Below are 13,746 nucleotides of genomic sequence, written 5' to 3'. Positions count from 1 at the left end.
GGACGGAAGGGTCTCGTCATGTCCTCACTCGCATTCGTCCTGGTGTTCGGTGCGGCCATCGCCCACGCGGCGTGGAACATCATCGCCCATGGCATCAGCAGGGCCGGTGCTCCGTTCCTGTGGTGGGGTGCGGTCGCCAGCACGGTCGTCTGGGTCGGCGCCGTGCCGTTCACCGGCGGTCTCGGCGCCGACGATCTGTGGTCCTTCGCCCTCGGGGTCGTCGTCTCATCGGTGCTGCATGTCGGGTACATGGCGGTGCTGCAGCGCGGCTACCGCGAGGGCAACCTCTCCACCGTGTACGCGACAGCCCGCGGCACGGGTCCGTTCCTCTCGGTGATCGTGGCGGTGCTGCTGCTCGGCGAGCGTCCCTCGGCGATCGCGCTCGTGGGTGTCGCCGCCGTGATCGTGGGCGTCGTCGCCATCGGCCTCGTCGACAGGGGGAGAGGGGCGGGCGCACGCCGACTCGACCCCGGCATCGTGTTCGGTCTGCTCACCGGCGTCGCGATCGCGGTCTACACGATCTGGGATGCGCACGCCGTGCGCACCTGGAACCTCTCGCCGGTCGCCTTCATGGTCGGCACCACGCTGCTGCAGATCCCGTTCTACTCGATCGCGGTGCGCAGGCGCTGGAGTGCGGTCCGCGCGCTCGGGCGCACGCAGTGGCGCCGCATCCTCGCCTTCGGCATCCTGTCGCCGCTGTCGTACATCCTGGTGCTGACGGCGATCCAGATCGCCCCGGTCGCGCTGGTGGCCCCGCTGCGCGAGGTCAGCGTCGTGCTGGTGAGCCTGTTCGGGGTGTTCGTGCTGCGGGAGTCGCGCCCGGCGTGGCGGATCGCGGCGTCGCTCGTGGTGGTCGCCGGGATCGTGCTGCTCGCGTGGTGATCAGCGGAAGCTGACGAGACCGGCGTGCGCGGCGGTCACGAGGATCTGCACGCGGTCGCGCAGGTGCCACTTGGACATCATGCGTCCGAGGTGGGCTTTCACCGTGCCCTCGGAGACGATGAGCGCCTTGGCGATCTCGGCGTTCGACATGCCCTGTGCCAGGCAGTGCAGCACCTCGACCTCGCGCTCGGTGAGCGGCTCGAGCGCGGCGGCATCCGCTGCCACGGGGGTCGAGTCGCGCACGTGCTTGATGAGCATCGAGGCGATGCGGGGGGAGAGCGAGCTGGCGCCGCTGTGCACCTCGCGGACGCCGGTGACGATGTCGTCGGCGCTGGAGTCCTTGAGCAGGTAGCCGGAGGCGCCGGCGCTCAGCATCGGAAGCACCGTGTCGCTGCCGTCGAGGGTCGTGACGGCGAGCACACGAACGTGAGGCCAGCGTTCGGCGATCACGCCGGTGGCCTCGATGCCGTCCATCTCGGGCATCTGCACGTCCATCATCACCACGTCGGGCTGCTCGCGTTCGACGGTGGCGATCGCCTCCACGCCGTCTTCCGCCTGTGCGACCACGGTGATCTCCGGGTCGCGCGACACGAAGTGCGACAACGCCGAACGGACCAGTGGATCATCGTCGACGATCACGACACGGATTTCCTGCATAGGGGGAAGCCTAACGGCGCGAGCGCCCGGACGACATCATGTAGACCTTTGGCCAAAAACCTCTGGACGTGAGACAGATGTGCGCCGCGCAGATCGCCGAGAAGATGAATACAGACATCGACAAACGACTACATAATGGAGGTGAACGTAATGACTTTCTGGCAGCAGGTTGGCAAGTTTTTTGGTCTCGTCCGCTAGCGTACCTGGCGAATAGGAGATAGTGAACCATGGCCTTCGACCAGTCGACCCGACGATCTGCGGATTCGTTCCGGTTGGGTCGCGGTGAGAAGCTCAGTGCGATCGAGCGGATCATCGTCCTGGTCATCCTCACCATCACCGTCGCCACGGACCTCATAGGCTTCTTCACCACACCGGGTGTGAACCCGGTCGCATTGTTGGTGAGCGTCGCATGCACAGCAGCGTTCGCTCTCTACCTCTGGAATCCACTCATCGCGACATGCGCCCTCGGCGTCGTGTTCGCGACATCATTTCTCGTGGGAACCGAGTCCCAGGTACTGACCGCCGCCGCTGTTGCGGGCGGGCTGGTCATGAGGCTGGGGTGGACGTCCCTGATCCTGTCGTACACCGGTGCGTTCCTCATCGCTGCAGCAGTCGTCGCCAACGGCGACGCTGATACCGATGTGAACGTCGGTCTCTTCCTCATCTTCGCCACCGTGGCAGGAGCTGTCGGGTTCGCCCTTCGGCTCGCCTTCGCCCGGGGGAGTCGTCTCGAGCGCGAGCTCGAGGAGAGAGCCGAGCAAGAACGTCAGGCCGTACTCGCCGAGCGGCGATGGATCGCCGGTGAGCTGCACGACAGCATCGCGCACCACCTCACGGTGGTGGCGCTGCACGTGCAGATGCTCGAAGACCCCGAGACCAGCAACGACTCGCAAGAAGCGATCCGCGTCGCCGCGCGCAAGGCGATGACAGATCTCCGCTTCGTGATCGAACTCGCGGACGACGGTCCGCAGTCCTCCAGTGTGCAGACCGGCGACCTCGCGGCAGCGATCGACGAGGCACAGGGCGAGTTCGAATCGGCCGGTCACTCCGTGGCCCGCGAGGGAGACCCTCGCGACGAGCGCATCCCGCGTGCGGTCGAGATCGTCCTCGCGCGCATCGTGCGCGAGTCGGCCACCAACATCCTCAAATACGCAGGCCCCGGCGAGGTGCAGATCGACCTCGCCGTGGACGACGAGGTCGCGCACCTCACGTTGCGCAGCCCCCTCCCGACGACCCCACGCCGCGAGCTCTCCTCCAGTCGCACCGGCCTCGGCCGGATGGCGGAGCGGGTGATGGGAGCGAGCGGCGAGTTCAGCGCGGGCGAAGTCGACGGATTCTGGGTCGTGTCGGCCCGACTTCCCGTCGTCTGATGCTCTAGAGTGTGTGAGCACCCTTTCCGCGATCCGCGAGAACCTAGACGAAAGTCTAGAGAAGTCTCGACGTTCGACCCTGTGGAACGCGTTGCGATCAGCCGTAATCTGAAAGCTCCCCAGATAAAGCGTCCCCAGCGCTGCGATCGCGGGCGCGGTCTTTCTGGCTTCTGAAACACTTTGCGCGCTCGCGATCGCCTTCTGCGTTAACGGCCGATTATCCGGCCTCCTGCCACGGGGTTCCTGACGCCCGGCTAGCCGCCCACCGCTCGCATGTAGTGGCCGTCCGTGGAGATCCCCGAGGCGGCGACCGTGAACCGCACCACCTCGCTGAGGTATCGATCCTCCGAAGCCTCGAAGATCCGTCCCTCCGCGTCGCGCGATGTGCGGGTGAGTCGCAGGATGGGCGTGCCCCGGGGCACCCGCAGCAGTGCGGCATCCTGATCGTCGGCGGCCACAGCATCGATCACGTGCTGCAGCGTGACGATCGGATGCCCGACCGATGACAGGTACTCCGTGATGGAGACCTCGTCGAGGTTCACCTCGAACAGTCGACGTCCGGCGACCTCCGTGTAGTTGAGGCGCTCCAGCATGGTGGGCCTGCCGTCGAGCAGGCGCAGCCGCACCACGCTGACGATCGTGTCGCTCGCGTCGACGCCCAGCGCCGCCCCCAGCTCGCCGGCACGGCGAAGGCTCAACTCCTGCGTCTGGGCACCGGGGGTGACGCCCAGCTCGCGCGCCCAGCGCGTGAACGGCACCGACACGTCGACGGCCTGGTTGGCCTTGCGGGCGACGACGCGAGCGGGTCTGCCGCGGCTCGTCTCGATCAGGCCTTCGCCGCGCAGCGCGGCCAGGGCGTTGCGGATCGGACCGCGCGAGGTATGCCACCTCTCGGCGAGGTCGGCCTCGGTCGGGACGTCGTCGCCGGGACGCAGTGCACCCGCAGCGATCTGCGCGCGAAGGTCATCGGCGATCTGGGTGTACACAGCTTCAGCCACATAGGTACATTACTTCGTCAGCTCGAGCCGCGCGACCGCGTTCCGGGAGTGTTCATCCAGAAGAATGCTCGGTAAACGAGCTCTGAACTCTTCCGAGTTAGGTACATATCTCGCCTCGGCACCTGAGAGAGTCTTCCGTGGATCACCCCTCACACCCTGAAAGGTCCTCATGAAGCTTCGCGCTCTCCCCGCCCTCGCCGGCGTCGCGCTCCTCGCCCTCGGCCTCGCCGCGTGCTCCGGCTCGGCAGATGCCGCCGGCACTCCCGGCGCCGACGAGTCGTCCTCCGCCAGCGGATTCGCCGTCGATGAGAACACGCTCGTCTTCGGCGTCGTGCCCGACTCGGTCGACACCGAGACGAACTACCAGCCGCTCATGGACTACATCGCCGAGATCACCGGCAAGACGGTCGAGTACCACGAGTCCACCGACTACGCCGCCCTGATCGAGGCTGCCGTCGCCGGCAAGGTCGACGTCGCGTCGTTCTCCGGCTTCACCTACGTGACCGCCACCAACAACGGCGCCAAGCTCACCCCCATCTCCTCGATCGTGACCGAAGAGGGCCAGGAGCCCGGTTACTACTCGCAGGCGATCGTGCCCGCGGGCAGCGACATCGCGAGCATCGAGGACTTCAAGGGCAAGAAGGTCTGCTTCGTCGACCCGTCCTCGACCTCGGGCTACCTGTTCCCGTCGTACAACCTGCTCAAGGCCGGCATCGACCCCAAGACCGACATCACCCCGGTCTTCGCCGGCAAGCACGATGTCAGCGTCACCAAGGTCGGCGAGGGCGTCGAGTGCGAGGCGGGCTTCGCCGAGGACTCCGAGGTCGAGAAGTCGGACAAGGTGAAGGTCATCGACGAGACGATGGTCCCCGGTGCGCCGCTGGTCTACTCGTCCACGCTCCCCGACGAGGTCTCGAAGAAGCTCATCGACGGTCTCTCCGAGATCACGATCGACGACATCATCGCCGCCGGGATCGACGGCGCCGACACCGAAGCCTTCCGCAGCGTCTTCTACGCCACGAAGCCGGTCGACGACGCGTACTACGACCTGATCCGCGACATCTGCAAGGAGACCGAAGCGGAGCAGTGCCAGGGCTGAGCCCGGCCCGACCCCTTCGCCATACCCGGCGCCCTCCGTCTCGTCCGCCTCTCGTGCGGGCGAGACGGAGGGCACCATCGCACGACTCACCACACCACAGGAGCTACGACATGACCGCCTCGGCATCCGACGCCCTCATCCGCCTCGACGGCGTGACGAAGACCTTCGGGACGACCACTGCACTCAAGGGGGCCTCTCTGGAGGTGTCCCGCGGCGAGATCGTCGTGCTCCTCGGCCTCTCCGGCTCGGGGAAGTCGACCCTGCTGCGCCACCTCGACGGCCTGGAGATCCCCACCTCCGGCTCGGTGGAGGTGCTGGGCTCCCAGGTACCGACGCTGAAGGGGCGGGCGCTGCGCGACCTCCGCAGCCGCGTGGGCTTCATCTTCCAGCAGTTCGAGCTCGTGCCCTCCCTGACCGTGCTCGAGAACGTGCTCACCGGTTCGCTGTCGGGTGTGCGCGGGCCGCGCCTCGGCCTCTGGGGCTACTCGCGAGCAGCGAAGCTCACCGCACTGGAGCACCTCGACCGCGTCGGTCTGCTCGACCGCGCCTACCAGCGCAGCGACACCCTCTCGGGCGGGCAGCAGCAACGCGTGGCCATCGCCCGCGCTCTCATGCAGAAGCCCGCGATCCTGCTCGCCGACGAGCCGGTCGCCTCGCTCGACCCCGAGTCGAGCGAGCAGGTCATGGCCCTGATCCGCGAGATCGCCGCCGATGAGGGGCTCACCGTGGTGTGCAGCCTGCATCAGGTCGACCTCGCCATCTCGTGGGCTGACCGCATCGTGGGTCTCCGACACGGTGAAGTGGTGCTGGACACCCCGACCGGAGACCTCACCAAGGCCGAGGTCATGGAGATCTACGGTCGCGTGGCCACCACGACGGCCGAGATCCGCGCCGTGCAGGAGGAGCTGGTCGAGGCGGCGGCGCAGGTGGCCGCATCATGACGGCGCTCGACGCGTCGACCGACTCCGCGACCCGCGGTGGCGGATCGTCCCACCAGGGGGGCGGACCGACGGTCGCCGAACGCGCCCCCCGGCGCCCGATCTCGCCCGAGCGGATCGCCGCCTCCCTCACGCTCACAGCCCTCGTGGTGCTCGGAATCCTCGCCGTCCGCGACGTCGACATCTCGATCCCGGCGATGGTGCAGAGCTGGGGCAACGCCGAGAACTTCATGGCCCGCGTCGGCGGACTCAGCTTCCCCGCTCCCGGCGACCTCGCCTGGCTGATCGCGCTCACAGTGGGTCTCGTGCTCGTCGGCACCCTGCTCGCGGCCGTGCTGTCGGTGCCGGTCGCCTACCTCGCCGCCTCCAACACGACCCCGGGCAACGGATGGCGAGCCGCCGCGAGGTTCATCGGCGTGCTCACACGGGCACTGCCCGACGTGGTCCTCGCGATGGCGTTCGTGCTGATGTTCTCCCTCGGCACCCTCCCCGGCATCCTGGCCATCGGCATCCACTCGATCGGCATGATCTCGAAGATGTTCGCCGACGCGATCGAGCAGATCGACGAAGGACCGCGCCTCGCGATCCGCGCCGCCGGCGGTTCGAAGATGCAGGAGTTCACCTCCGGCATCCTGCCGCAGGTGCTGCCCAGCTGGGTGGCCACCGTGCTGCACCGCAACGACATCAACCTGCGCGGCAGTGTCGTGCTCGGCTACGTCGGCGTCGCCGGGCTCGGCCTCGAGATGTCGTACGCGTTCAAGTCGCTGAACTACGGCAAGGGCCTCGGCATCGCCCTGGTGATCTTCATCCTGTGCGTCGCGATGGAGATCGTCTCCAGCATGGTCCGCGGGGCGATGCTCGGGGAGCAGGCGCACACCCGGTCGTGGATCGACAGGATCCTGCATCCGCGCCTCGGCAGCCGGTCCGCGTCCGCAGCCGTCGGCCGCCCCGCCTGGGCCGCGAGCCCGCAGACGGCGGTGCGCCGGCCCTGGACCGCACAGCGCGTGCGCCACACCATCGCCGGTGTCGTCGCCGTGCTCGTGGTGATCGGCAGCGTGGTCGTCAGCCAGATCAACTGGATGGACCTCATCACCTTCTGGGCCAAGCTGCCCGAGGTCGCGGGGAAGTTCTGGCCCCCGTCGTTCGGCAACTACGACGCCAGCGCCATGTTCCAGGCGATGCGGGAGACCGTCGCGATCGCTCTCGCCGCCACCGTGCTCACCCTGCTCCCCTCGCTCCTGCTCGGCTCGCTCGCGGCACGCAACGTCGCCCCGAGCTCTGGCGCCCGAGGGACGGCGCGACTCCTGCTCGTCGGCATCCGTGGCATCCCGGAGCTGATCCTCGCGATCGTGCTCGTGGTCATCACCGGTCTCGGGGCCCAGGCGGGTGTCATCGCCCTCGCGATCGGCGGTATCGGACTGCTGGGCAAGCTCATCGCCGACTCGTTCGAAGAGGTCGATCGCGGACCGGAGCGGGCGCTGCGCGCGGTGGGGGCGACACGTCTGCAGACCTACACCTCGGCCACCGTGCCGCAGGGGATGCAGGCGCTCATCGGTCACAGCTTCTACATGCTCGACACGAACATCCGCGCGGCGACGATCCTCGGCATCGTCGGCGGCGGCGGGGTCGGCTACTACCTCCTCAACGCCAGCCAGGGCTCCCGCTACGAGACCGTGACGGCGATCGTGCTGATGATCCTCGCCACCGTGCTCGTGGTCGAAGGACTCGCGATGTGGATGCGGAAGGTGTTCCGATGAACCGCCCTCTCGACACGGCGGATGTGGTCGTCGTCGGCTCCGGCATCGTCGGGCTCGGAGCGGCATACGCGGCGGTCCGGCGCGGCCAGCGCGTGATCGTCGTCGATCGCACCGATGCCCCCGTCGGGGCGACGATCCGCAACTTCGGACACCTCTGCATCGGCGCGCAGGGCGGGCAGGCGCGGCACTACGCCGACGTCTCCCGCGAGCTGTGGCTGCGTCTCTCCCGGGACGCGGGCTTCTGGCTGTGCGAGTCGGGCACGCTGGTCGCCGCCCGGCACGATGACGAGCTCGCCGTGCTCGACGCCGCATCCCGCGAGGGCGGGATCCGACTGCTGGAGGCGGACGAGCTGCGGCGCCTCGCTCCGCTGCGCGCTGAGGGCCTCGTCGGTGGAGCGCACATCGAGAGCGATCTGCAGACCGACCCCCGCACGGCCGCCGACGCGATCGTGCGCCACCTGGCGGGACTCGGCGTCGACTTCCGGTTCCGCACCGCGGTGACCGCAGTAGGGGAGGGGCACGTGGAGACGACGCGCGGTCCGATCACCTGCGGCAGCGTCGTCGTCGCCGTGAACCACGACATCGATCAGCTGCTCCCCGACGTCGCGGAGCGGCACGGGGTCGTGCGCTGCGCCCTCGACATGATGCGGGCTGCCGTGTCGTTCCGGCATCCGCTCGCAGCTCCCCTGCTCACCGGCTGGTCCCTCGTCCGGTACGGCCGCTTCGCCGACGGGCCGGAAGCCGGCGCCCTGCGCGAGCGCCTGCACGCCGAGCGCCCCGACCTCGCCGCGATCGACCTCAACCAGATGTACACGCAGCTTCCCGACGGGACGCTCATCATCGGCGACTCGCACTCCACCGCCACAGCCCCGGCGCCGTTCCAGCCCGAGGCCGCGTTCACCGCCTTCCTCGCGGAGGCCGAAGCGCTGTTCGACGCTCCGGCGCCGCGCGTGATCGAGCGCTGGCAGGGCGTGTACGCGAAGGGGCCGCAGGAGTTCCTGATCGATCGTGGCGACGACGGCGTGCTGGTGCTCGCCGCGACCACCGGCATCGGGATGACCACGGGCCTGGGACTTGCCGAAGAGAACCTCGCCGCCGCCTTCGGGTGGGCGGCAGCAATGGAAGGAACATCATGACCACTCCTCTCGAACTCGTCGTCCTCGACATGGCGGGAACCACAGTGCTCGACGACGGCGTCGTCGAGCAGGCGTTCCAGCGTGCCGCCGAGCGCACCGGCGTCGCGGACCGGATGCCGTGGGACGAGGCTCTGGACTACGTGCGCGTGACCATGGGGCAGTCGAAGATCGACGTCTTCACGCACCTCTCCGGCGGCGATGCCGAGGCGGCAGCACGGGCGACGGCCGCTTTCGAGGGCGCCTATGCCGAGATCGTGTCCGAGCAGGGCGTCTCCGAGATCCCCGGCGCCGCCGACGCGATCCAGGGGCTGAAGGACTCCGGGCTGAAGGTCGTGCTCACCACGGGCTTCGCTCCGGTGACCCGCGATGCCCTGCTCGACGGCCTCGGCTGGCGCGAGCTGATCGACATCGCCCTGTCGCCGATCGATGCCGGACGCGGGCGTCCCGCACCCGACCTCGTGCTGACGGCGCTCCTGCGCACGCAGACCTCGTCGGTGCACGCGGTCGCGGTCGCCGGCGACACCGTCAGCGACGTCGAGTCGGGACGTCGGGCCGGCGCCGGCTTCGTCGCGGGTGTGCTGACCGGCGCGCACGAGCGCCCGGCTCTGAGCGCCGCGGGGGCGGATGCCGTGCTGAGCGATGTCACCGCGTTGCGCGGTGTGCTCGCCCAGCGCGACCTGCTCCCGCTCGTCGCGACCTCCTGAGAGGACTCGACATGGGAACGCTGCTGATCCGTCCTCCCGGCCATCGCCGGGACGTCGCGCTGCGCCCTGCCGCGACCGCGATGGTGTGGGTCGGCGACGGCCATCCGCACGAGACGATCGCCGTACCGGGCGTCGCGCTCGGCGACGGCGACGTGCTCGTGGCCGTGGAGATGTCGACGATCTGCGGCTCGGATGTGCACACCGTGCAGGGGCGCCGCTCGGCCCCGACGCCTCTGGTGCTCGGACACGAGAGCGTCGGACGGGTCATCGCGACCGGTGACGGCGGGGCGCATACGGTCGACGGCACTCCGCTGCGCATCGGCGACCGGGTGGTCTGGTCGGTGACGGTGTCGTGCGCGAGCTGCGACCGGTGCCTGCAGGGGATGCCGCAGAAGTGCCGCGACCTGGGGAAGTACGGGCACGACAGGGTCGGGGCGCACGGCGACCTCACCGGAGCCTTCGCGAGTCACGTGCAGGTGCGAGAGGGGACGGCCATCGTGCGGGTTCCCGAGGCGCTCCCCGCCTCCGTGCTCGCGCCCGCGTCATGCGCCACGGCGACCGCCTGGGCTGCGGTGGCCAGGGCCGCGAAGGACTGCGATCTCGACGGAGCACGTGTGCGGATCCACGGCGCGGGACTGGTCGGACTCTCCGCCGCGGCCATCGCCGCCGAGCAGGGTGCGACCGTGGAGGTGCTCGATCCCAACCCCGAGCGACGTGCCCTCGCCGCACGCTTCGGTGCGACCGGCCTCGACGGCGAGCCCGACGTCGTGATCGAAGCCTCAGGGCACGCGGTGGGAGAGGCTCTCTCGGGCGTCGCGGTCGGGGGAACCGTCGTGCTCGTCGGCAGTGTGTTCCCGGCCGATCCGGTGCCGTTCGACGCCGAGAGCATCGTGCGGCGCCTGGTCACCGTCGCCGGCATCCACAACTACACGGGGGCTGAACTCGCCGAAGCCGTGGCCTTCCTCGCCGGACGAGGGCGGGCGTACCCGTTCGCGGACGCGGTCGGCGCGGTGCGCGGACTCTTCGAGATCGACGCGGCGCTCGTGGAGGCGGCCTCCCCGGGGGCTCCTCTTCGGATCGGACTCGTTCCGGGGCAGTGAAGCGCCCGGAACACAGGCCCTAGACGCCGTCGTCCTGCCCTCGTCGGGGGCCGAGCGGGCGCAGCCCTTCGGCGTGGAAGGCGAGCAGGCGGACGGCCGCATCGACGGTCGCGGTCAGGGTCTCGTCGGGGTCGCCGACCAGGGCGAGACGGCGGTGACCCTGGTCCTCGGCTGTGGCCCAGCCCAGGAAGACGGTCCCTGCGGGATGACCGCCCTGCGCGTCGGGGCCGCCGACACCCGTGGTCGACACGGTGAGGTCGGTGTCGAACAGGCGACGGGCCCCCACGGCGAGCTGCTCGGCGCACGCCGCCGAGCACGGATCCGTTCCGGGCGTCAGCCCGAGAACGCGCTCCTTCACGGCGGTCATGTAGGCGACGATGCCGCCGGCGAACCACTCGGAGGCGCCGTCGCCAGCGCCGATCGTGTGCGCGAGCATGCCCGAGGTGAGCGACTCCGCCACGGCGATGCGCAGCCCCCGCGCGGCGGCGAGTTCGCTCAACCGCGCGATGTGGCCGCGCGTATCGGGGCCGCTCATCGCCTCGGCGCCGGGCGCCCGCGCAGCATCGTGGGTGTCGTCGGGCAGGGTCACCGCGAGATGCTCTCCACGGTCTCGCCGGTCGTCGATGCGGACAGCGAGCGTGCGACGTCGGCCTGATTCACGATGCCGACCAGACGACGGTCGGTCATCACGGGCAGCCGTCGCACCTGGTTCTCCTGCATCCGGTCGAGGGCCACGCGGATGTCGTCGTCCGCATCCACCGTGACCGGCTTGCCCTTCGCGAGCGCTGACGCCGGGGTGGTCTCCGGGTCCATGCCCAGGGCGATCGCACCCACCACGATGTCGCGGTCGGTGAGCATGCCCTTCAGCTTGCCGTCCTCGCCGCAGATCGGCAGGGCTCCGACGTCCAGATCCGCCATGACCGAGGCGGCGATGCGCAGGGAATCGTTCACCCCGATGCAGCGCGGCCTCGGAGTCATGAGGTCGCGCGCGGTGGTCATCGCTCTTCGCCCTCGTCGTAGTCCGGACGAGGCGGCTGCAACGGCTGGTCGGAGTACTCCCCACCTGCACGGCCTCCGTACGGCCGTCCGTGATCGGCGAACTCCTCGCGTGCGAAGACCAGGGTCCACGGACCCGCCGTGAAGTGCGCTCCGGTGCGCAGCGTCTCCGAGTTCTCGTCGGCGTGGGTCGCGTCCACGCCCAGGCTCGCGTTCGTCTCGCCCTCGCCGTGCAGCGTCAGCACGTACTCGTCGCGGTCGTCGTGTGTGATCGTGGCATGCACGGGATCGGTGTCGGCCAGGCGCAGTTCGTTGTCCTCGGCGGAGCCGATCCGCACCACGTCGTCGCTCAGCGCGAACTCGGTGCGCTCATCGTCCCTGGTGATGCGCAGTCGGGGGTTGCCCGCGCCCCAGGCGGCGTGCGTGGTCGTGGGCGTGTAGCCCTCGTCGGGACGGTCGTCGATGTGTCGGTCGGTCATGGCACTGCCCTTCGAGTCGAGTGTCCTGAGGCTAGGCTCCGGGCGACGTCTCGCCGAGGGGGTTGACTTCGGGGCGTGGAGTGGGCATCGGGCGCGACCGCGGGGACAGGAGGCATCCGGCGGCGGAGTGCGCGAGAATGGAACGAAGCCGTCGTCCCGGCCAGGCAACGACCAAGGAGCACCACCAATGGGAAAGTTCGTCTACGAAGGCGGCGTGAAGACCGAGATCGAGGACCGCGCCCTCACCCACCTGCAACTCGTGATCACCGCGAAGCTGCGGCGCGGGGAGCCCTTCCCCTTCAGCTGGCGCGAAGACGCGAGCGTGGGCGGCGGGCGCACCACCGTGTGGATCCAGCCCGGCAGCTCCCTCGTGTTCAAGTACTTCGGCAGCCGTCAGCCCTCCATCAACCGGGCCTGGATCGAGGCGCTCGCGTTCACCGCGAACGCGCCCAGCGGTCTCTACCTCGTTCCCGAGCCCGCCGAGGCTGGCGAGGAGCCCGGTGCCGGTGAGGTCCCGGTCACTCCTCCTCTCTGATCTTCGGGCTCGCCTCGAGACCCACCTGCATCGTCGAGACCCACTCGTGGACGCGCGTCCACCGGTGGGTTTCGTCGTCGAGCGTGGGTGTCGGTCCCTACCTGCCGACGGTCTCGACCTGTCAACCCCCTGACGGAGGACGGGATGATCGGAGAGGGTGGGACCCATGACCGACGACACCACCGACCCCCGCCACGCGCACCGCGAAGAGGGATTTCCCGCACAGCACCAGGATCAGCCGGGCCTGACAGAACAGACCCGCCCGGAACCGGACCACGGCGAACGCACCTATGTCGGCCACGGTCGTCTGGAGGGACGCCGCGCCCTCATCACCGGCGGAGACTCGGGCATCGGACGAGCCGTCGCGATCGCCTTCGCCCGGGAGGGCGCCGACGTCGCGATCGCACACATGCCCGAAGAGCAGGACGACGCGGAGGACACGCTCGCCCTGGTGCGCGAGACGGGGCGCGCAGGAGTGGGCTTCGCGGGTGACCTGCGCGACGAGACGTTCGCGACCGACATCGTCACCCGGACGCGGCGCGAACTCGGCGGACTGGACGTGCTCGTGCTGAACGCCGGCTACCAGCACGACATCGACGGCTTCGAGACCCTGGAGACGGAGCGGATGCGCCGGGTGTTCGACACGAACCTGGCCGGCATGCTGTTCTCGGCACGGGCGGCCTATCCCGACCTCCCGCCGGGGGCGAGCATCATCGTGACGGCATCCGTCCAGGCCTACAACCCTTCGCCGGGACTCATCGACTACGCCATGACGAAGGCCGCGCAGGTGGCGTTCGTGAAGGCCCTCGCGGAAGAGGCGGGCCCGAGGGGCATCCGCGTCAACGCCGTCGCACCCGGCCCCATCTGGACGCCGCTGATCCCGGCGACCGGATGGGATGCCGAACGACTGGCGACCTTCGGCGCCGACACCCCGCTGGGGCGCGCAGGCCAGCCCGCGGAGCTCGCCGGCACCTACGTGTACCTGGCGTCGGCGGAATCGTCGTACACCTCGGGATCGGTCATCGCGGTCACGGGCGGCAAGTCCCTCTGATCCGCGCCGAGGCGGCGGCCCGGAGAGGGGCCGCCGCCTAAGCT

The 13,746-nt window shown here is 69.5% G+C and carries 15 protein-coding genes; 10 read left to right on the top strand and 5 right to left on the bottom strand.

Annotated features, from left to right (window positions below):
- Window positions 1-18: 18 nt before the first annotated feature.
- Window positions 19-882 (top strand): EamA family transporter, encoded by an 864-nt coding sequence (locus D514_RS26335; RefSeq protein ID WP_017829306.1) that lies wholly within the window; start codon window positions 19-21, stop codon window positions 880-882.
- On the opposite strand, the gene D514_RS26330 is transcribed toward D514_RS26335, so the two are convergent.
- On the bottom strand, window positions 883-1,539 hold the full coding sequence (locus tag D514_RS26330; protein ID WP_031205669.1) for a response regulator transcription factor: 657 nt from the start codon (window positions 1,537-1,539) through the stop codon (window positions 883-885).
- A gap of 227 nt (window positions 1,540-1,766) precedes the next feature.
- Between D514_RS26330 and D514_RS26325 the strand changes: the two genes are divergently transcribed.
- The gene (locus tag D514_RS26325) at window positions 1,767-2,909 is read left to right on the top strand and encodes a sensor histidine kinase (RefSeq protein WP_017829304.1); all 1,143 of its coding nucleotides are present in this window, start codon (window positions 1,767-1,769) and stop codon (window positions 2,907-2,909) included.
- 254 nt (window positions 2,910-3,163) lie between these two features.
- Here D514_RS26325 and D514_RS26320 read toward each other — a convergent pair whose 3' ends face one another.
- Window positions 3,164-3,907: a GntR family transcriptional regulator gene (locus tag D514_RS26320; RefSeq protein ID WP_031205666.1), complete on the bottom strand. Its 744-nt coding sequence runs from the start codon at window positions 3,905-3,907 to the stop codon at window positions 3,164-3,166.
- 169 nt (window positions 3,908-4,076) lie between these two features.
- On the opposite strand from D514_RS26320, the gene D514_RS26315 reads away from it, so the two are divergent.
- The 6 genes from D514_RS26315 to D514_RS26290 all read left to right on the top strand — a co-directional run bounded on the left by D514_RS26315 (window position 4,077) and on the right by D514_RS26290 (window position 10,641).
- On the top strand, window positions 4,077-5,006 hold the full coding sequence (locus tag D514_RS26315) for a phosphate/phosphite/phosphonate ABC transporter substrate-binding protein (RefSeq protein ID WP_017829302.1): 930 nt from the start codon (window positions 4,077-4,079) through the stop codon (window positions 5,004-5,006).
- 110 nt (window positions 5,007-5,116) lie between these two features.
- Entirely contained in the window at window positions 5,117-5,947 is an 831-nt protein-coding gene (phnC, locus tag D514_RS26310) for a phosphonate ABC transporter ATP-binding protein (RefSeq protein WP_017829301.1), read from the top strand.
- Entirely contained in the window at window positions 5,944-7,701 is a 1,758-nt protein-coding gene (gene phnE, locus D514_RS26305; protein WP_017829300.1) for a phosphonate ABC transporter, permease protein PhnE, read from the top strand. The genes phnC and phnE overlap by 4 nt, the downstream gene beginning before the upstream one ends.
- On the top strand, window positions 7,698-8,837 hold the full coding sequence (locus D514_RS26300) for a TIGR03364 family FAD-dependent oxidoreductase (RefSeq protein ID WP_017829299.1): 1,140 nt from the start codon (window positions 7,698-7,700) through the stop codon (window positions 8,835-8,837). Before phnE ends, D514_RS26300 begins: the two co-directional genes overlap by 4 nt.
- The gene (locus D514_RS26295; protein WP_017829298.1) at window positions 8,834-9,541 is read left to right on the top strand and encodes a phosphonatase-like hydrolase; all 708 of its coding nucleotides are present in this window, start codon (window positions 8,834-8,836) and stop codon (window positions 9,539-9,541) included. The genes D514_RS26300 and D514_RS26295 overlap by 4 nt, the downstream gene beginning before the upstream one ends.
- An 11-nt stretch (window positions 9,542-9,552) precedes the next feature.
- The gene (locus D514_RS26290) at window positions 9,553-10,641 is read left to right on the top strand and encodes an alcohol dehydrogenase catalytic domain-containing protein (protein ID WP_017829297.1); all 1,089 of its coding nucleotides are present in this window, start codon (window positions 9,553-9,555) and stop codon (window positions 10,639-10,641) included.
- Between the two features lie 19 nt (window positions 10,642-10,660).
- Here the strand turns inward: D514_RS26290 and D514_RS26285 are convergent, their stop codons facing one another.
- Genes D514_RS26285 through D514_RS26275 form a run of 3 tightly spaced genes read right to left on the bottom strand, consistent with a single transcriptional unit; the run spans window position 10,661 to window position 12,116 of the window.
- Window positions 10,661-11,230 (bottom strand): CinA family protein, encoded by a 570-nt coding sequence (locus tag D514_RS26285; protein WP_017829296.1) that lies wholly within the window; start codon window positions 11,228-11,230, stop codon window positions 10,661-10,663.
- On the bottom strand, window positions 11,227-11,640 hold the full coding sequence (locus D514_RS26280) for a CBS domain-containing protein (protein WP_017829295.1): 414 nt from the start codon (window positions 11,638-11,640) through the stop codon (window positions 11,227-11,229). The genes D514_RS26285 and D514_RS26280 overlap by 4 nt, the downstream gene beginning before the upstream one ends.
- On the bottom strand, window positions 11,637-12,116 hold the full coding sequence (locus D514_RS26275) for a hypothetical protein (protein WP_017829294.1): 480 nt from the start codon (window positions 12,114-12,116) through the stop codon (window positions 11,637-11,639). Before D514_RS26275 ends, D514_RS26280 begins: the two co-directional genes overlap by 4 nt.
- Before the next feature lie 187 nt (window positions 12,117-12,303).
- Here D514_RS26275 and D514_RS26270 point away from each other — a divergent pair, with 187 nt between their 5' ends.
- A complete protein-coding gene (locus tag D514_RS26270; RefSeq protein WP_017829293.1) occupies window positions 12,304-12,651 on the top strand; it encodes a hypothetical protein in 348 nt (115 codons plus the stop codon).
- Between the two features lie 166 nt (window positions 12,652-12,817).
- Window positions 12,818-13,702 (top strand): SDR family oxidoreductase, encoded by an 885-nt coding sequence (locus D514_RS26265; protein WP_017829292.1) that lies wholly within the window; start codon window positions 12,818-12,820, stop codon window positions 13,700-13,702.
- Window positions 13,703-13,746: the final 44 nt, after the last annotated feature.

Origin of the sequence: Microbacterium sp. UCD-TDU (genome assembly GCF_000340625.1) — a bacterium.
Lineage (GTDB): Bacteria > Actinomycetota > Actinomycetes > Actinomycetales > Microbacteriaceae > Microbacterium > Microbacterium maritypicum.
The sequence above is the reverse complement of the archived record's forward strand: the minus strand, read 5'-3'. Positions and strand labels throughout refer to the sequence as shown.